Raw genomic sequence first — 17,735 nt, 5'->3', positions numbered from 1 at the left:
TGGTCGTCAGCGTCGCGCGGTACGCGTGGTGACCTGACTTCTCGACGGCGGGCGCGGTGCCGCTCCTGGCCGGACGGGAACTGCCGGCCCGCACCATGGGGGCACCGAGGTGCCCGCCGGCGACCACCGGGTACTGCTTGGACTCAGGTAGCCGGGCGGTAGGTGCTGAGCGATCCGCCGTGGCTGAAGGTGCGCGTCTCCACCCGGGTGAACGGGCGGGGCCGGAACCGTCCCGCGAAGACCGGCAGGCCGCCGCCGGCGACCACCGGGTACTGCTTGAGCAGCAGTTCGTCGATCTCGGGCAGAACCTGCGCCGCCAGCACGCCCCCGCCGCACAGCCAGATGTCGCCGTCGCCGTCGCCGGCTTCGGCCTTGAGCCGGCGCACCAGGCCGATCGGGTCGTCGGGCACGAGTTCCACGGCCGGGTCCGCGATCTCGGGGAGTGTGCGCGAGACGACGTACTGCCGCAGGTGCGCGTAGGGGCTGGTCACGTTGGCGTCCAGGGCGGGTTGGTAGGTGCCGCGCCCCATGATGACGGTGTCGAAGCGCTTGTTGGGCGCCCCCTCCAGCCCGATGTGCGGGCGGATGTGGGTCGGTTGGGTTTCGGGGAACTCGGCGCGCAGGTGGTCCACCATGTCCGGCGCCTCCGGGTAGAAGTCGAACTCCCCGTCCGGCCCCGCGATGAAGCCGTCGATGGAGACCGCGACGTAGTACACGAGCTTGCGCATACAGCAGAACCTCGAATCCTCGTAACAACTTCGGATGTAGTACTTTGTTTGGAGTGACTGGACCGTAGTACTACATGTGGAGTGGTGTCAATTATGGTGCGACGCAATCCCGAACGAAGGGCGGCGCTGCTCGATGCCGCCATCGAGGTGCTGGCCCGCGAGGGCGCACGCGGCCTGACGTTCCGCGCGGTCGACCAGCAAGCGGGCGTACCGGTGGGCACGGCCTCCAACTACTTCGCCAACCGCGACGAGATGCTCACACAGGCCGGCGACCGCGTGTACGAGCGGCTGGAGCCGGACGAGGCGGTGATCGCCTCCAGTCAGGCAGGGCCGCGCGACCGCACCCGGGTCACCGAGCTCATGCACGACCTCGTGGAACGGGTGGCGGACTTCCCGACCGGCTTCCTGGCCCTGTTGGAACTGCGTCTGGAGGCCGCCCGCCGCCCCCAGTTGCGCGAGGTCCTGACCCGCCGCATCCGTACCGACGTGGACCTGAACATCAGCCATCACCTCACGTCCGGCCTGCCGGGCGACGCGACCACGGTGGTCCTGCTGTACCTGGCCCTCAACTGGCTGATCGTCGAACGCCTCACCCTCCCCGAGCTCTTCTCGGAAGAGCAGCGACGGGACTTGGTCACCGCCCTGGTCGAACGCCTCCTCGCCGGCCAGCCGGATGCCGGGGAGGCGCACCCGACGGGGTGAGGCGCGGAGTCCGTTCCGTGCCCCTCCGGCCTGTTGAGCAGGGTGGGTACCGGAACCGGCTGCTGCCGTTCCTCGCTCGCAGGCCGGAACACCCGCTGTCCACAGGGATGTTGGGTCCCACCGGGCATTGTCAGTGGGCTGTGTCACGATCGAGAACGCATGAGCAAGAACACATGAGCAAAAACGCTTGAGCAAGAACGCACGATCAAAAACGCATGGGCGAGAACGCATGAGTCGGTGGGTGCGGACCGCTCCGTAAGGCGTCGTGCACCGACCCACCTGCTTCAGCCGCCCACCACGCCGTGAAGGGACCCGACCCCGTGAGTGACAGCTCCCGCTCCGCGCTTCGCCTGGCGCTGAGTCTCGCCGACCCGGCCACCGCCGACGCACTCGCGGAGCGGATGCGGCGACCGCTGCTCGCCCTCCTCGCCGACCGGTTGGGACTGCCGGAGAAGATGGTGGGCGAGCTGCTGGGCGGGGATGCCGGGCAGCTGCGGGCCGCGTTGGAGGCGGACCCCGTGGAGTGGCTCGCCGCGGCGGCGGAGACCGGCGATCCGGTGGTCGGGCGGGCGCTGTGGAGCGCGGAGTACCGCGTCGACGACGGCAGTACGGTACGCGCGATGGTGGAGGCCCCCGGGCTGCTACCGATCCTTCTGGACGCCGCAGACTTCTGGGACTCCCGTTGGTACGCCGACGACGGCCTGCTGAGGATGGTCTACGACGTCGAAGGTCCCCTCATGTCTCTCGTACTGACCCACGGGTTCGCGGGGCTCTCCGTGGAGGGTCTCGGCGCATTCAGCGCGTATCTCCCGCCACCGGCCGTCGTCGATGCCTGTCTGAGCCTCCTCGGTCTCTGGGGCACCATCGAACCCCTCGTCGACTACCTCCAACTGCACGACCAGATCCCCACCGTGAGCGCCTCCCATCCGTGGTTGCCGGACCTGGTGCGCGCGGCCGTAGCCGCCCCCGATCCGGAAGCGTTCCTCCAGGGGCACCGGCCTTCCGGGGAGTGGGCCGACCCGGAGCACCGGTACGCGCTGGCGACGGTGCGCTGCGGGTACGACGAGTTCACGGCCAAGCCCGAGGGCCTGGACTGGGAACTGATCCTGCGTGAGCACGCGCGGATGCCGTTCTGCCGCGCCAACCTCCCCACGACCGACCACCGGGCGGAGAGTCCGCTGGTCCTGCTCACCCAGTGGGAGGGCTGCCCGGCCGACCTGGTGCGGGAGAGCTTCCGGGAGGACCCGATCGGGACCGCGAAGTACGCCGCTGAACTTCCGTTCGAGGTGTTCACCGGGCCGTGGACGGACCGCAACGAGCGCAATGCGGTGTTCTTGTACGGCCTTGAGCCCGCTATCCGTACGGGCCGGCTGTCCGTGGAGCGGGTGCTGGCCGAAGTGGGCCCGGCCGAAGCGGTCCTGACCTATCTGCCGCTCGACCACGAACCGACTCGCAAGGCACTCGCACACCTCCTGGACGCGCTCGGCACCAACCCCGCCAACTGGCTGACGTTCTACGCCCGGATGAGCACGGCCCGCGGCAGCGTCACCGCACTCATCGCGGACGCCACCGCGCCGCACGCCCGCCGGAAGCGCCACACCAGCTGGCCGCGGCCGGCCCCGGCGCAGTTCCCGGCCGAGTCGCCCGAGCACGCCCGGCCCACCTTCCTGAAGGTGTTCGCGTGCGTCTCCGAGGAGGTCCAGTGCGCGATCGTGCCGTACTTCGACGCGCGGGCCGTGCAGCAGCTCCTCGTCTTCGGCGACCCGTCGCCGGCGGTCCGCGATGCGGTGGTGGCCGCCCACGGCCGGTCCGCCCAGGTGGCGATGGCCGGCGGATACGCCCTCTCCGACGAGAAGTTGCAGTACCTCCTCGACCTCGACGAGCCCGCGGTGGACGCCACGTTGTTCCGGCACGGCCGCCTCGACCAGGCCGAGTACGCGCGGATGCTGGCCGGTCGGCTGCGGGCCGGCGGCAGCCGACCGGTCCCCGAAGAACTGCTCGCGGCCCTTGACGATCCCGACGCCGACTACACCCGAGCACGGCTGACGGCCGGCCTGGGGTCCGGGGACCTCGGTGTGGCCCGCAGCATCCTGGGACGGCTGCGGTCCCTCCATCTCCCGGCCTCCCGCTTGAGGGTGCTGGTCGCCGTCTGGGAGCGCAGCGGTCCCGATGCGGTCCGCGAGATCCTGGCGATGGACCACCTCCCGGTCACCCTCCGCCGCCACACGGCGAAGCTGTTGGACACACCCGACGGCCTGGCACTGCTGCGCACCCGGCTCGCCGAGGCGGAGTCGCCGGCGACACTGCTGGCCTACCTCACCGCGGCCACCAGCCAGCCCAGGGACCGGCTGCAACGGCTCCGCAGCGAGGGCCTGGCACCGCCCTGGCCCGCCCTCACGGCGGCGCAGGGGGCCGGGTCCCTCAACGAGGAGCTGTTGAGCGCCCTGTTGCAGGAACCGGACTGCCCGCGCCCGCTCCTGCTGGCGGCCCTGGACGCCCTCCCCGTCTGGGGAGCGGACTGGATACGCAACGCGCTCAGCGGCGGCCGACTCAACCCCACCGATCTCCTGACCCGGGCGGCGCCGGCCCGCGCCGCCCTCCACAGCCTGCAGCAGTATGCCGACCACCAGCCCGGTGACTGGTGTGACGACGCCGCCGACGAGCCCGCCGACGAGCCCGACGACGCACTCTCCGGCGCCGCCAGGCAGCCGGTGTGCGTCCAGGCCGCGGCCCTCACCCAGGAGCATCTGGGCGCGAACGTCGATGCCTGGGCGGTCTGCCTCCAACTGTTGCCGACCTTCGCCGGGACGCTCCCCGAACTCCTCGCGACGGCCGGCGCCCTGACGCAGCACGCCACATGACACCGCGCGGCGTCATGTGGCGCTGCTTGGCCCGGTGAGGATCCGGACCGTCAGGACAGGCGCCAGGCCACGGCGTACGGCTGGGCGAACTGTGTGATCCGATGCGCGTGGACGACGATCTGGGCGTCTCCGCTCGGGATGTCGGCCCAGCGCACCTGCTCGACGTTGTTGACGCGGTCGAAGCCGGTGTCCGTGCCCATGTTCCCGTGGCGTTCCTGCCCGTCGGCCCGCACGATCAGGTCGAGGTCGTTCTGCAGGGCAGGACCGGGCGGATCCGTCCAGACCAGCGTGATCTTCAGCTGGTGACTGCCGCCTTGAGGGACCGTGAGGGTGAACGGACGCTCCTGGTCCTGGTCCAACGCGTCCTCGTCGGCGAAGCCCGCCTGGTTGCCGGCATCGGGCAGCACGATGGCCTGTTCCAGGTTGACCAGGCCGAAGCCGGAATTGTTGTTGGGGGAGGGGCCGGCCTCGGTCGGGTCGTACTGGCCGGGGAGGTCGTCCGCACCGTTGATCAGCATCGCCTTGACCAGTGCGGCGCTCGGATCGGGGGTGCCGTTCTTCACGAGGGATTCGCGCAGCACCGCCGCACAGCCGGCGACCAGCGGCGTGGCCATGCTCGTGCCGCTGTCGAAGAAGAAGTCCGGGTCAGCGGAGTTCCCGAAGACATTGCTGAACTTCGCCACACGCGAGTGGGTCGACAGAATCGACGTGCCCGGGGCGACGACGTCCGGTGCGATGCGGCCTTCCTGCGTGGGGCCCCGGCTGCTGAACGCCGCCATCCCGGCGGAGTTGTCCGCCTGCCGGTCGTCGTGGATCGGATTGACCGGGAACGACGACGAACTCAACTGGCCGTAAGTGAGCGGGATATCGGGGCGTTCGCTCTCACTGGCACCGACGGTGAGGCAATTCTTGGCCGCGGCCGGACCGCTGACGGAGGCCGGGCTGATCCGGCCGATGCCGCCCAGATCACGGCCGGCGTTGCCCGCGGCGAAACAGATGACGAGGTTCTTGTTGTTCCACACCATCTGGTCGATCTCGGTCGACTGCTCGTTGTAGGGCAGGCTCGGCTGGGTCGGGCCCCAAGAGTTGGTGTGGACCCGTGCCTCGTCCTCGGTGTAGGGCGGCTCGAACAGGTCTTGCAGATCGGTCGGGATGCCGCTCAACGCACCGTTGTCGTCGAGCAGCGACTGCAGGACCAGGGTCGACTCGGGAGCGGTGCCGTCGATGGCGCCGCCCATCGACGCGGACGTGCCGTTGCCGAGGACCGAGCCGGCTACGTGGGTGCCGTGGCCGTTGGGGTCATCGGTCTGGTCCGGTCCGGTCCGGCCCAGCGCGATCAAGCGCTTGACCCGGCCTTGGAACGCCGGGTGCACGTCTTGGGTGGAGCCCTTGTCGAGACCGGTGTCGGCGATGGCCACCACCTGCTCCGCGCCCCGGAACTCCGTGCCGTTGTGGGAGACCCGCGCGTGCAGGAGCTTCCCCGCAATGGAGTTGTACAGCACCATGTCGGGGACTTCCTCGACGTGCCGTATCTCGTCCAGGGCGGTCAGCGCGGGCAGGTTTTCCTCCGACACCGTCATGCGCACCTTCTGCCGGCCGGATCGGACGTCGCCGACCCCCACGCCACCGGCTGCGGCGATCCGCTCCCGTACCCCGGCCCCACTCGGATCGACGTCCTGGTGCAGGACGACGTCAACGGTGCGGGTACGCGGATTCGCCGCTTCCAACGGTTCGGCGAGAACGGCGATGCCCGGCCGCAACCGGCCCGAGCGCAGCGACGGGGCGAGCTTGAATCCTTCTAGATAGACGTCCGCCCAGGCCACGAACGGCAGGGCCCGGACGGCCTCCAGGTCGGACGGTCGGTATCCGCACAGGTAGGTACTGTCCGGTACGTACTCATGGATGACCACACCCAGCGCCGACAGTTGTTCCTTCTCCGCCGCGGTGGGCACATGTGTGGTCTGCACAAGCAGATAGTTTGATGCCGAAGCATCCTCGAAGACCAGCGATTCACTGGCCAGCTCTGCGGACTGGGCCAACGGGTCAACAGTCACGCCGTTGATGGTGATGCGAGCCACGCCTAGCTCCCGGGTTGTGGATGTACGGTGGCTACTTTTCTCACTATATAGGCCAAATGGGTGACTGGCGCGGGTCGATTGCGCTTGCTACGGGTTCGCTGTCGCTTTCAAGTTCTTGGCCGGAATCGCTCCACGGGCGAATCCGCTGGACAGCCACCCGCGACTGTCAGATAGTGCGCCGCATGTCCCTCTCGTGCGGCACCTCACCTTCGACTGCTCCGACGCCTACCGCCTTGCGCGGTTCTGGGCCGGGGTCCTTGACGGCTCGCTGGCCGACGATGACTTCCCAGGGGACCCCGAGGCGCTGGTCACCGCGCCGGGCTCGGCACTGCTGTTCCTCACGGTGCCGGATGCCAAGACCGTCAAGAACCGGGTGCATGTGGATCTGCAACCCCAGGACCGGTCGCGGGACGAGGAGGTGGAACGTGTCCTGGCCTTGGGGGCCACGGTCGTTGGTGATCACCGCAGGCCCGACGGAACCGGCTGGGTGACCCTGGCCGACCCCGAGGGCAACGAGTTCTGCATCGAACGCAGCGCCGCCGAGCGGGCACAGCGCCCCTGAGTCGAGCCGCGCCGGCGCAGCGGACCCCAACTGCGCGTCCCAGAGCCGTCGTACCGTCCTCGCGACGGGACGGGCACCCGCCGGAGAGCGCCGCGCTGCACCGGGACCCGCGGTCTCCCGCCGAACTCCTGGTAGCCGCCCGTCCCGACGAGCGCCCGCTGCCCGCCGCCGGCGTGCCGCGGGCGGCCGCGCCGTTCGGATTCCGTTAGGGAACCGGCCCCCGCGCGCACATGGGGCGGTGCGGGCCGCCACGGTGGAGCGGACCCCGATCGGGCGGCGCAGACGAGGAGATCCGTGGTGGAAGGTCGTGGCAGGACCGTGCCGGTGGTGGCGTGGTGAGCGCGGAGCGCATCGTGGGGGTGCTGGTGGCGGCGGCACTGGTCGGGCTGCTGGTGGCCGGCGTCAAGTTCCCGGACCGGTTCTGAGCGGATCAGCCCTCGCCGAGGCCGGCGCCTTCGAGGCCCGGATCGCGTTGCAGCCGGCGCCGTGTGGTGGCGCTGATGTGGTGGTCCGCGTAAGACCGTTGGGGCTGCGTGACGGACGGGGGGGAAGACGACCACGTCGGTGGTCAGGTGCAGTGGCCGACGAGGGCCGACGAGTTGAGCTGCGGAGCACGGGACGACGAGGGCGGGTTCGGCCGTCTCGATCACTGTCCGACGGCCGTGACCACTGAGGGAGCGGGCGTGGCTCAAGGGAGTGTGCAGGCGACCGTGAGCAGCAGCAGGGACAGGATGAGGACGACCGCGCCGCCGGCGATGAAGGCACGCTCCAGGCCCAGGTGTTCCCGGCCCTCGACGACGACGGTACGGGGATCCGCGGGGTCGTAGCGGAGGAGCACGCGGTCGCCGTCGTCGAGCGGACGGCGGCGCGCCGGTGCCACGGGGCAGACGATTTCCCTGACCCGGCCGTCCTCCGTCACGAACTGGAGCAGCGGGCGCGGCCGGGGCGGCTCGTCGGCGATCCGGCCCGGGGGCTGCTTGACCAGGGCCGGAACGCATACGCCCGTCCGCTGTACCCGCCGCACCTGACGCAGCCCGTGCAGGCCGGCGAGCACGCCGAGCAGACCGCCGAACGCGGCAACCCCGGCCAACACGACCAGCACGGCCACGGCCCCTGCATCCATCGACTGCCTCCTTCGGATTCCCTTCGCCTGGTGTGCTGTTGCGCGTCCCGGTGGTGCGTGGTGGCCGGCTAGCCGGGGTCCACCGCCTCCACCGGCTCGGCTGCGGCGGCGCGCAGGGAGAGGACCATGGTCAGCCCGCCTCCCGGGGTGTCCTCTGGGTCGAGGGTGCCGCCCATCGCCTCGGCCAGGCCCCGGGAGAGCGCCAGGCCCAGTCCCAGGCCGCTGGTGTTGTCACGGTCGCCCAGCCGCTGGAAGGGCACGAAGATCCGGTCCCGGTCCTCCGGGCGCAGCCCCGGTCCCCGGTCGACGACCCGCAGTTCGACCCGCGGGCCCAGCGAGCTGGCGGTGATCAGCACCGGTTGCGCCGCGGCGGAGTGGCGCACCGCGTTGGTGACGAGGTTGGCGATGACCCGTTCCAGCAGCGGCGGGTCGGCGAGGACGTCGCAGACCTCCGCCAGCCCCTGAGAGGCGATTCGTACCGGTGCCGCGGCCAGGGTGGACAGGGCCAGCGGCAGCACGTCGGCGAAGGCGGTGGGTTGGAGATGCAGGGAGAGGGCGCCGGCACGGAGCCGGCTCATGTCGAGCAGGTTGTCGACCAGGCGGTTGAGCTCGATGAGCGACTCCTCGGCGGTGGCCAGCAGTTCCTCCCGTTCCGACGTGGTGAAGTGCACGTCGACGCTGCGCAGTGAGCTGATGGCGGCCCGTCCGCTCGCCAGCGGAGTGCGCAGGTCGTGGCTGACCGCGGCCAGCAGCGCGGTCCGCAGCCGGTCCGCCGCCTTGACGGGTTCGACCTCGGCGGCGGCCTCCATGAGGCGAGCGTGGTCGAGGGCGGCGGCGAGGTGGGCGGCGAAGGCGGTCAGCACGCGGTGTTCGGAGGCGGGCAGGCGGCGGCCGCGGAGGACGAGGAAACGGTCCGGCCCGGCCGGCACCTTGACCAGGCCGGCACCGTCCGCGTCGGCCTCGGTCTCCTGCTCCGTGCGCGGGACGAGGTCGGCGGACTCCATGCCGAACGTCTCGCGGGTACGTTCCAGCAGCACCGACACCCCCTGGTCGCCGCGCAGGATGGTGCCGGCCATGGAGGACAGCGTCTCGGCCTCCGCGGTGGCGCTCGCGGCGCGCCGGGACAGCCGCAGGGACCGGTCCACCAGGGCCGCGACGGTGACCGCGACCAGCGCGAAGACCGCGAGCGCGAGCGCGTTGTTGGGTTCGGTGATGGTGAACTCCCGGCTGGGCGGGATGAAGTAGTAGTTGAGCAGCAGGGAGGCGGTGAGGGAAGCGAGCAGCGCGGAGACCACACCGCCCAGGCAGGCCACGCCGACGACGGTGACCAGGAAGAGCAACGCCTCGCTGGTCAGGTTGAGCGGGCCCCGGATGTGGGTGAGCACGGCGGTCAGGAGGAAGGGGAGGACGAGGCCGGCGACCGGTCCGGCGATGCGGCGGGCGTGCGGCAACTGCCGGCCGGGGATCGACAGTCGACGGCCGCGGCCGGCCCGTTCATGAGTGACCATGTGGACGTCGATGTCCCCGGAGAGTTCCACGGTGTCCTCCCCGATGCCGCGCGGCGCCACCAGGCGGGAGAGCCAGCCGCGCCGGCTGGTGCCCAGAACGAGTTGGGTGGCGTTCTCGGCGCGTGCGAAGTCCAGCAGTGCGGTGGGGACATGGTCGCCGACGACCGAGTGGTAGCTGCCGCCCAGGCTCTCGACCAGGGCGCGCTGTTTCGCGAGGGCGGCGGGGGAGGCGTAGGCGAGACCGTCGCTGCGGGCGACGTGCACGGCCAGCAGGTCGCCGCCGGAGATGGGGGTCTCCCCTGCTCGAACGGAGTTGAGAGCTCGGGTGCGGTCCGCGATCCGCTCCGCGCGGCGGATCAGGGTTTCGCCCTCCGGGCCGCCGGTGAGCGCCACCACCACCCGTTCGCGGGTCTCCCAGACGGTGCCGATGCCGTGCTCGGAACGGTACCTCTGCAGGGTCTCGTCCACCCGCCCGGCGACCCACAGCAGCGCGAGCTCCCGGAGGGCCGTCAGATTGCCGATGCGGAAGTAGTGCGCGAGCGCGGCGTCCACCTTCTCCGGCTGGTAGATGTTGCCGTGTGCCATGCGTCGGCGCAGCGCCTCGGCGGGCATGTCCACCAGCTCGATCTGATGGGCTCGGCGGACCACCTCGTCCGGCACGGTCTCCCGCTGCGGGACTCCGGTGATCTTCTCGACCACGTCGTTCAGCGATTCCAGGTGCTGGACGTTGACGGTGGTGACCACGTCGATCCCGGCGGCCAGCAGTTCGTCGATGTCCTGCCAACGCTTGGCGTTCCGGCCGCCGGGCACATTGGTGTGCGGCAGCTCGTCCACGAGGGCGACCGCGGGGCCGCGGGCGAGGACGGCATCGAGGTCCAACTCGCTGAACGTCGTGCCGCGGTACGCGCGATGCAGCCGGGGCACGACCTCCAGCCCCGCGAGCATCTCCTCGGTGTGCCGCCGACCGTGGCACTCGGCGTACGCCACCACCACATCGGTGCCGCGCCTGAGACGCCGGCGCCCCTCGTCCAACATCCGGTACGTTTTGCCGACCCCGGGCGCCGCACCGAGGAAGACCTTGAGCTTCCCCGGCCGTTCGCCCGCTGCGTCGACGGATCCTCTCGGCGCCACCGAAGGCCCCTCCCTCACCCTGCCTGCACGGCCCCACGACGCCTGGTTCGGCGAGGGGGACCTCGGGCGGCCGAGCGGACATGGGTTGTCCGACATGGTCACACCGGCCCGGCCGGCGCGCCGCGGAACCCGGCGATGTTGACGTTTTCCTGATCCGGTCGGCCCGGGGCACGTTGGAGGGCCGCCGTTGGTGACGCACCGTCAAGGACAGTTGCTGCGGCCCACGTCGAGGAGCAGCGCGACGGCGAAGCCGGCCATCAGCAGCAGGCCGAGCAGCGCGGCCAGCAGCCCGCCGGGGGCGGCGCCGGCGAGCACCGCGATCAGGCCGACCAGCAGGACCGTCACCACGGACACGGCGATCTTCCAGTCATCGCCGACGAGGAAGGCGTACCAGAAGCGGGCGAAGCCCTTGGCGAGGGTCAGGACGTTCACGGCGTTCCCTCGATCTCGTTCGGCGGAGTGGGGTCGGGGCGTCGGGCGACGGCGGGCGCGACCCGGATCAGCAGGCGGCTGACGGCGAACCAGGCCGCGATCAGCACGGGGATCGCCCAGTCGTGGCCGAACCACACGATGCTCGCCCCGTCGGGCGTGAAGGCGCCGAGTCCTGCCACCGCCCAGTAGGTGCCGAAACCGGCCAACAGCAGCCCGACGCCGTACTTGAGGGTGTTCTCCGGGATCCGGGACAGCGGTCGATGGGCGAGGAATCCGGCGACCGCCACGCAGACCGCCGCGACGACCGCGGTGCCGGCCGCCACCGGCACGTTGTGGGCGCTGGTCCCGAAGGTGATCACGATGAAGACGATCTCCACTCCCTCCAGGAAGACACCTTTGAGGGAGACCGTGAAGGCGAACCAGTCCAGGCCGAGGCGGGTGGCCCGTCCGGCGCCGCGGGCCGCGGAGGTCTGCTCGGCGAAGGCGGCCGCTTCGTCGTGTCGTGCGGTGAGCCCGGCGCCGCGGCGGATCGCCTTGCGCAGCCATTGCAGTCCGAAGACCAGCAGCAGGGTGCCGACGGTCAGCTGTAGTGCGGCCTTGGGCAGCCAGGTGGCCAGCGCGTAGCCCGCCGCGGCGGTGAAGGCCGCGAGGGCCGCGACGGCCGCCGCCGTGCCGGCCCAGGCGGACTTCCAACCCCGGGTCATGCCCATCGCCATGACGATGGTCAGCGCCTCCACGGCCTCGACCACCGAGGCCAGGAAGACCGCCGCCACCAGTCCGTACGTCGCGCCCATCCAGGCGCCTCCTCCCACGCGACGGTGCCGGCCCAGCATGCCGGACACCGCCGCGCACCGCAGTGGTCCGCCCCGCCCAGCGTGGCGCGCCCACCGCCTGGACACGTACCCCGACCGCCTCGTCAAGACCGCGTCAAAGCCGGCCCGGACCGGCCGCGTCAGCCAGGGCCTGGTCGAGCTCCACGACGTTGACGTACGGCTGGCCCAGAAAGCCCAGGTCGCGCCCGTGGAGGTGACGGGAGACCAGGCGCCGGACCATGGTGGCGGAGAGCCGGCGGGCCCGCGCCACCCGCCGGACCTGCTGGTAGGCGTAGGCCGGGGAGATCGCCGGGTCCAGGCCGGAACCGCTGCCCGTGACGGCGTCCGCGGGAACGGCCGCCGGGGGCACGCCGTCGAACGCGGCGACCGCGGCGCGACGGGCCCGGACGGTCGCGGTGAGCACGGGATTGGTCGGACCGAGATTGCTGGCGCCGGAGTTGCCGGGGTCGTAACCGCCGGCGGAGGGCCGGGGCTGGAACCAGCGGGGGTCGGGCAGCGGAGCGCGTGGATTCCGCCGGCGGAGGGTGAAGTCCTGGCCGATCAGGCGCGAGCCCACCGCTCTGCCGTGCGCCGTCAGCAGTGAGCCGTTGGCCCGGTCGGCGAGTCCGGCCTGCGCGATGCCGGTGACGAGGAGGGGGTAGCCGATGCCGGTGAGCGCGGTGAACACCAGCAGCATCCGCAGGGCCGCCAGATGGTGGCGGAGTACGCGCGGAAGGGGGGTGCGCGCCATGGATCCGTTCTCCTCTCGTCGCCGGTCCGTCAGCGCAGGCCGGGGATGAACTGGATGACGAGGTCGAGCAGTTTGATGCCGAGGAACGGCAGGACGAGGCCGCCGAGGCCGTAGATCCAGATGTTGCGGCCGAGGAGTTCGGCGGCGGAGGACGGGCGGTAGCGCACCCCGCGCAGCGCGAGCGGGATCAGCGCGACGATGATCAGCGCGTTGAAGACGATCGCGGAGGTGATCGCCGACGCCGGGCTGTGCAGCCGCATGATGTTGAGCCGGTCCAGGCCCGGATAGCCGCTCGCGAACATCGCGGGGATGATCGCGAAATACTTGGCGACGTCGTTGGCGAGCGAGAAGGTGGTCAACGCGCCCCGGGTGATGAGGAGTTGCTTGCCGATCTCGACGATCTCGATGAGTTTGGTCGGGTTGGAGTCGAGGTCGACCATGTTCCCGGCCTCCTTGGCGGCGGAGGTGCCGGTGTTCATCGCCACGCCCACGTCGGCCTGGGCCAGTGCCGGGGCGTCGTTCGTCCCGTCGCCGGTCATCGCGACCAGCTTCCCGCCCTCCTGCTCGCGCCGGATCAGCGCCAACTTGTCCTCGGGGGCGGCCTCGGCGAGGAAGTCGTCGACGCCCGCCTCCTGGGCGATGGCGTGGGCGGTGAGCGGATTGTCGCCGGTGATCATGACGGTCCTGATGCCCATCCGGCGCAGCCGGTCGAACCGGTCGTGCATACCCTCCTTGACGACGTCCTTGAGGTGGACCACGCCGAGCACCCGGGCGTCCGGCGTGCCCCCGCGCCGGGTCACCTGGCCGACGACCAGCGGGGTTCCACCGCTCGCGGAGATGCCGTCGACGAGGTGCCCGACGTCCGCGGTGGGGTGCCCGCCGTTGTCGCGGACCCAGCGCATCACCGCGGTCGCCGCGCCCTTGCGCAGCGACCGGCGCCCCTGCGGGTCGTCGAGATCGACACCGCTCATCCGGCTCTGCGCGGTGAACGGGACGAACGCGGCCCCGTCCAGTTCGCCCTCCTCCCGGCCGCGCAGCGCGTACTGCTGCTTGGCGAGGACGACGATCGAGCGGCCCTCGGGGGTCTCGTCGGCGATGGAGGACAACTGGGCGGCATCGGCGAGTTCCTCGACGCCCACTCCGGGCACCGGCAGGAACGCGGCGGCCTGGCGGTTGCCGAGGGTGATGGTGCCGGTCTTGTCCAGCAGCAGGGTGTTGACGTCACCCGCGGCCTCCACCGCGCGCCCCGACATCGCCAGCACGTTGCGCTGGACGAGCCGGTCCATGCCGGCGATGCCGATGGCGGGGAGCAGTGCGCCGATCGTGGTGGGGATGAGCGCCACGACCAGGGCCACGAGGATGACGAGGGTCTGCTCGGCACCGGCGAAGACCGCGAACGGCTGGAGGGTCACCACGGCGACCAGGAAGACGATCGTCAGGGACGCGAGCAGGATGGTGAGCGCGATCTCGTTCGGGGTCTTCTGCCGCGCCGCCCCCTCCACCAGGGCGATCATCCGGTCGATGAAGGTCTCCCCGGGTTTGGCGGTGATCTTGACCACGATCCGGTCCGAGAGCACCTTCGTGCCGCCGGTGACCGCCGACCGGTCCCCGCCCGACTCACGGATCACCGGCGCCGATTCACCGGTGATGGCCGATTCGTCGACGCTCGCGATGCCCTCCACCACATCGCCGTCGCCCGGAATGAGCTGCCCCGCCTCGACGACCACAAAGTCGCCCAACCGCAGGTCGGTGCCGGCCACTTCCACCTCGTCGAGGTCGGCCGCGCCGGGCCGCCAGCCGGTGAGCCGCCGCGCCGTCGTACTGGTCTTGGTGCGGCGCAGCGCCGCCGCCTGGGCTTTGCCGCGGCCCTCCGCCACCGCCTCGGCGAGGTTGGCGAAGACCGCCGTTAGCCACAGCCAGGCCGTGATCGCCCAGGCGAAGACGCTGGGCGTCCGGATCGCCGACAGCGTGGTCAGCGCGGCGCCGACCTCCACCACGAACATCACCGGGCTGTGGAACATCACCCGCGGATCCAGCTTCCGAAGCGCAGCGGGCAGGGACCGCACCAGTTGCCGGGGATCGAGCAGCGCGCCCGCGACCCGCTGCGGCCGACGGTCGCCACCCGGCGGGTCGGCGGAGGCGGCGGCGGTCGAGGACATCAGCGCAGACCCTCCGCGAGGGGACCCAGCGCCAGCGCCGGGAAGTACGTCAGACCGACGACGATCAGGGTCACGCCGGTCAGCAGGCCGACGAACTGCGGCCGGTGGGTGGGCAGGGTGCCCGCGGTGACCGGCACCGGCTGCTGTCCGGCGAGCGAACCGGCCAGCGCCAGGACGAACACCATCGGCAGGAACCGGCCCAGGAGCATCACCACACCGAGGACCGTATTGTACCAGACGGTGTCGGCGCTCAGTCCGGCGAACGCCGACCCGTTGTTGTTGGCCGCCGAGGCCAGCGCGTACAGCACCTCGGAGAAGCCGTGCGCCCCCGGGTTGAGCATGGCCGCCCGCTCACCGGGGAACGCCATGGCCAGACCCGCGCCGACCAGGACGAGCGCGGGCGTGGTCAGGAGGTAGAGCGAGGCGTACCGCATCTCTCGGCCACGCAGCTTCTTGCCCAGGTACTCCGGGGTGCGGCCGACCATCAGCCCGGCGACGAAGACCGCGACCACCGCCAGGATCAGAATCCCGTAGAGCCCGGACCCGGTGCCGCCGGGCGCGATCTCGCCCAGCATCATGTTGAAGAGCGTCATGCCGCCGCCGCCCGGGGTGTACGAGTCGTGGGCGGAGTTGGCCGCGCCGCAGGACGTGAGGGTGGTGGAGACCGCGAACAGCGCCGAGGCCCAGATGCCGAACCGGGTCTCCTTGCCCTCCGACATCGCCCCGGCCGCGTGGCCGGCCGGGCTGCTGGTGCGGTGGAGTTCGTTTGCGGTCACCAGGGCGACCGAGGCGACCCAGAGCACCACCATCACGGTGACGATCGCATAGCCCTGGCGGTGGTCGCCGACCATCGTGCCGAAGGCCCGCGGCAGCGCGAACGGGATCACCAGCATCAGGTAGATCTCGATCAGGTTGGTCAGTCCGCTGGGATTCTCGAAGGGGTGGGCGGAGTTGGCGTTGAAGAAGCCGCCGCCGTTGGTGCCCAGCTCCTTGATCGTCTCCTGCGAGGCGACCGGCCCGCCCGGCAGGCTCTGGTGGCCGCCGGCGACGGTGGCGATGTCGTGGGCGCCGTGGAAGTTCTGGATGACGCCGGCGGCCACCAGCACCAGCGCGAAGACGAAGGCGACCGGCAGCAACACGCGCAGCACCAGCCGGGTCAGATCCGCCCAGAAGTTCCCGACGCGGTCGGTCCGCTTCCGGGTGAAGCCGCGGATCAGCGTGGCCGCCACGGCGATGCCCACCGCAGCGGAGACGAAGTTCTGCACGGCCAGCCCCGCCATCTGCACGAGGTGCCCCATCGCCGCCTCACCGGAGTACGCCTGCCAGTCGGTGTTGGTGACGAACGACGCCGCGGTGTTGAACGCCAGGTCCGCCGGGACCGGCTTCCGGCCCAGGGAGAGCAGGAGTCGGTCCTGTAGGCGCAGGAACGCGTACAGGAACAGCACCGACACCAGGGAGAAGGCCAGGAGGCCGCGCAGGTAGGCCGGCCACCGCTGGTCGACGTCCCCGTTCACCCCACCCACCCGGTAGACCAGGCGCTCCACCCGCCAGTGGCGCTCGGTGGTCAGGACGCGTGCCAGATGGTCGCCCAACGGGCGGTGGGAAAGCGCCAGCGCCACCAGCAGGGCCGTCACTTGGAGCCAACCGGCCGCCGTGTCGCCCATGCGCGCCCTCCCCTAGAACTTCTCCGGAAAGATCAGGCAGAGGATGAGGTAGATCACCAGCGCGCCGGCGACGATCAGACCGACGATGTTCTCCACGTTCACCGGCGACCGACCCCCTTGGCGGCCAGGCCGATGACGGCGAACACCACGGCCGTCAGGCCGACGTAGACAACGTCCGACATGGGTGTGGCACTCCGCAGGTCTTCGGGGACGGGACGCCCGACCCGTCCGGATGTGTGGGTGTATGAGCATTTCTGACGATATATCAGATCAATGGCGGGGTCCGCTTGCCGCGCCGCGGGCTACCGAGCACGGAACCGGTGAGACGGAGCGCCACCACATACGCGGCTCCCTTGCCGGACGCCCACAGCGACCCGTCCACCGTGCCCGCGCTGCCCGCCCGGACAGCAGAACTGCCGAGTGCGGTGCGAAACCGTCCGACGGCAGCGCGGAGTGCGGACCACGCCCGTCGAGAGCTCTCTGATCGCCGTCCAGTACCTCACGCCACCAGTTGTTCGGTGTCGCGGCGTCGGGCAGTTCGGGCGTCATCGAGCGTCCGATACGCATCCACGCCCGACCGCCACCGGGACCGCCACCGGCCGAACCGGCTCACGGATGCATCCGGGCACCCTTGATCACCTTGTCGACCGCGTTCCGTGGCCCGTACACGGCCAGGCCCACCAGATCGAGCTGGTTCCCCGGCACGGCCCGCACCGCCGCGCGGTTGTCCCGGTCGTTTCCGGTGGCGAAGAGGTCGGAGGTGAAGACCGACCGGGGGAGGGCGCGGTGCAGCGCGCGGCCGTGCGCCGCGGTCAGCGTCTCCTTGCCGGCCTCGAAGACCAGGACGGGCTGACGGAACATCGGCAGGTACGGGGTGCCGTCGGCGTCGGCGTACGGCTCGCCGATCACCTCGGGCAGCTCTGTGCCCAGACCGCTGACCAGGAAAGCGGTCACGTTCAGTCGCTGCCAGGGTTCCAGGTCGTCCCGCAACAGCACGGCGATCTTGGTGTCGAAACGTACGGGGGCCTGTTCGGTTGGTGTCATGGCCCCAGGCTGCCGACCGGTCCGCCGCGCCGTCTTGTACGTTCTTTGCATGCCTCCCCCCGCCACTCAAGTCGCGGGCTTTCTGCGTTGGCGGCCATGCCTCCGCGCAGCGGACCAGCCGGGCCACGACCCCCAACCCACAACCCGCATCCAGGATGCTGTGGTTCGGCCCGGCCTCCG

The 17,735-nt window shown here is 71.0% G+C and carries 15 protein-coding genes; 4 read left to right on the top strand and 11 right to left on the bottom strand.

What is annotated here, in order from left to right; translation table 11 throughout:
- Positions 1–143: 143 nt before the first annotated feature.
- Positions 144–728: a dihydrofolate reductase family protein gene (locus ACFVT2_RS08265; protein WP_390013663.1), complete on the bottom strand. Its 585-nt coding sequence runs from the start codon at positions 726–728 to the stop codon at positions 144–146.
- Between the two features lie 93 nt (positions 729–821).
- On the opposite strand from ACFVT2_RS08265, the gene ACFVT2_RS08260 reads away from it, so the two are divergent.
- Together ACFVT2_RS08260 and ACFVT2_RS08255 are read left to right on the top strand one after the other, a co-directional pair.
- Entirely contained in the window at positions 822–1,430 is a 609-nt protein-coding gene (locus tag ACFVT2_RS08260) for a TetR/AcrR family transcriptional regulator (protein ID WP_390013660.1), read from the top strand.
- Between the two features lie 320 nt (positions 1,431–1,750).
- Positions 1,751–4,291 (top strand): hypothetical protein, encoded by a 2,541-nt coding sequence (locus tag ACFVT2_RS08255; RefSeq protein ID WP_390013657.1) that lies wholly within the window; start codon positions 1,751–1,753, stop codon positions 4,289–4,291.
- A gap of 50 nt (positions 4,292–4,341) precedes the next feature.
- Here ACFVT2_RS08255 and ACFVT2_RS08250 read toward each other — a convergent pair whose 3' ends face one another.
- Positions 4,342–6,369 (bottom strand): S8 family serine peptidase, encoded by a 2,028-nt coding sequence (locus ACFVT2_RS08250; protein ID WP_390013654.1) that lies wholly within the window; start codon positions 6,367–6,369, stop codon positions 4,342–4,344.
- A 193-nt stretch (positions 6,370–6,562) separates the two neighbouring features.
- Between ACFVT2_RS08250 and ACFVT2_RS08245 the strand changes: the two genes are divergently transcribed.
- The gene (locus ACFVT2_RS08245) at positions 6,563–6,931 is read left to right on the top strand and encodes a VOC family protein (RefSeq protein WP_390013651.1); all 369 of its coding nucleotides are present in this window, start codon (positions 6,563–6,565) and stop codon (positions 6,929–6,931) included.
- Positions 6,932–7,266: 335 nt separating this feature from the next.
- Complete coding sequence (locus ACFVT2_RS08240) at positions 7,267–7,356, top strand: K(+)-transporting ATPase subunit F (RefSeq protein ID WP_390013648.1); 90 nt, start codon at positions 7,267–7,269, stop codon at positions 7,354–7,356.
- Positions 7,357–7,619: 263 nt separating this feature from the next.
- Here the strand turns inward: ACFVT2_RS08240 and ACFVT2_RS08235 are convergent, their stop codons facing one another.
- The 9 genes from ACFVT2_RS08235 to ACFVT2_RS08195 all read right to left on the bottom strand — a co-directional run bounded on the left by ACFVT2_RS08235 (position 7,620) and on the right by ACFVT2_RS08195 (position 17,606).
- Entirely contained in the window at positions 7,620–8,054 is a 435-nt protein-coding gene (locus tag ACFVT2_RS08235; protein WP_390013645.1) for a DUF3592 domain-containing protein, read from the bottom strand.
- Positions 8,055–8,122: 68 nt separating this feature from the next.
- Positions 8,123–10,789: an ATP-binding protein gene (locus ACFVT2_RS08230; protein ID WP_390013642.1), complete on the bottom strand. Its 2,667-nt coding sequence runs from the start codon at positions 10,787–10,789 to the stop codon at positions 8,123–8,125.
- Between the two features lie 105 nt (positions 10,790–10,894).
- Positions 10,895–11,125 (bottom strand): hypothetical protein, encoded by a 231-nt coding sequence (locus tag ACFVT2_RS08225; RefSeq protein ID WP_390013639.1) that lies wholly within the window; start codon positions 11,123–11,125, stop codon positions 10,895–10,897.
- Complete coding sequence (locus ACFVT2_RS08220; protein WP_390013636.1) at positions 11,122–11,919, bottom strand: COG4280 domain-containing protein; 798 nt, start codon at positions 11,917–11,919, stop codon at positions 11,122–11,124. The genes ACFVT2_RS08225 and ACFVT2_RS08220 overlap by 4 nt, the downstream gene beginning before the upstream one ends.
- Positions 11,920–12,052: 133 nt before the next feature.
- Positions 12,053–12,688, bottom strand: coding sequence for a potassium-transporting ATPase subunit KdpC (gene kdpC / locus ACFVT2_RS08215; protein WP_390013633.1), 636 nt, complete (start codon positions 12,686–12,688; stop codon positions 12,053–12,055).
- Positions 12,689–12,717: 29 nt separating this feature from the next.
- Entirely contained in the window at positions 12,718–14,847 is a 2,130-nt protein-coding gene (gene kdpB, locus ACFVT2_RS08210; protein WP_390013630.1) for a potassium-transporting ATPase subunit KdpB, read from the bottom strand.
- On the bottom strand, positions 14,847–16,511 hold the full coding sequence (gene kdpA, locus ACFVT2_RS08205) for a potassium-transporting ATPase subunit KdpA (RefSeq protein WP_390013627.1): 1,665 nt from the start codon (positions 16,509–16,511) through the stop codon (positions 14,847–14,849). Before kdpA ends, kdpB begins: the two co-directional genes overlap by 1 nt.
- A gap of 12 nt (positions 16,512–16,523) precedes the next feature.
- Positions 16,524–16,613: a K(+)-transporting ATPase subunit F gene (kdpF, locus tag ACFVT2_RS08200; protein WP_100603742.1), complete on the bottom strand. Its 90-nt coding sequence runs from the start codon at positions 16,611–16,613 to the stop codon at positions 16,524–16,526.
- Positions 16,614–17,120: 507 nt separating this feature from the next.
- Positions 17,121–17,606: a DUF2000 family protein gene (locus tag ACFVT2_RS08195; protein WP_390013623.1), complete on the bottom strand. Its 486-nt coding sequence runs from the start codon at positions 17,604–17,606 to the stop codon at positions 17,121–17,123.
- Positions 17,607–17,735 lie beyond the last annotated feature (129 nt).

The organism is Streptomyces sp. NPDC058000 (assembly GCF_042886435.1).
GTDB lineage: Bacteria > Actinomycetota > Actinomycetes > Streptomycetales > Streptomycetaceae > Streptomyces.
The sequence above is the reverse complement of the archived record's forward strand: the minus strand, read 5'-3'. Positions and strand labels throughout refer to the sequence as shown.

Excerpts from the sequence above, each read along its gene's own strand:
- kdpC (WP_390013633.1), bottom strand. The coding sequence starts at position 12,688 with ATGGCGCGCACCCCCCTTCCGCGCGTACTCCGCCACCATCTGGCGGCC.
- ACFVT2_RS08235 (WP_390013645.1), bottom strand. The coding sequence starts at position 8,054 with ATGGATGCAGGGGCCGTGGCCGTGCTGGTCGTGTTGGCCGGGGTTGCC.
- ACFVT2_RS08220 (WP_390013636.1), bottom strand. The coding sequence starts at position 11,919 with ATGGGCGCGACGTACGGACTGGTGGCGGCGGTCTTCCTGGCCTCGGTG.
- ACFVT2_RS08195 (WP_390013623.1), bottom strand. The coding sequence starts at position 17,606 with ATGCAAAGAACGTACAAGACGGCGCGGCGGACCGGTCGGCAGCCTGGG.
- kdpA (WP_390013627.1), bottom strand. The coding sequence starts at position 16,511 with ATGGGCGACACGGCGGCCGGTTGGCTCCAAGTGACGGCCCTGCTGGTG.
- ACFVT2_RS08265 (WP_390013663.1), bottom strand. The coding sequence starts at position 728 with ATGCGCAAGCTCGTGTACTACGTCGCGGTCTCCATCGACGGCTTCATC.
- ACFVT2_RS08260 (WP_390013660.1), top strand. The coding sequence starts at position 822 with ATGGTGCGACGCAATCCCGAACGAAGGGCGGCGCTGCTCGATGCCGCC.
- kdpB (WP_390013630.1), bottom strand. The coding sequence starts at position 14,847 with ATGTCCTCGACCGCCGCCGCCTCCGCCGACCCGCCGGGTGGCGACCGT.
- ACFVT2_RS08230 (WP_390013642.1), bottom strand. The coding sequence starts at position 10,789 with ATGTCGGACAACCCATGTCCGCTCGGCCGCCCGAGGTCCCCCTCGCCG.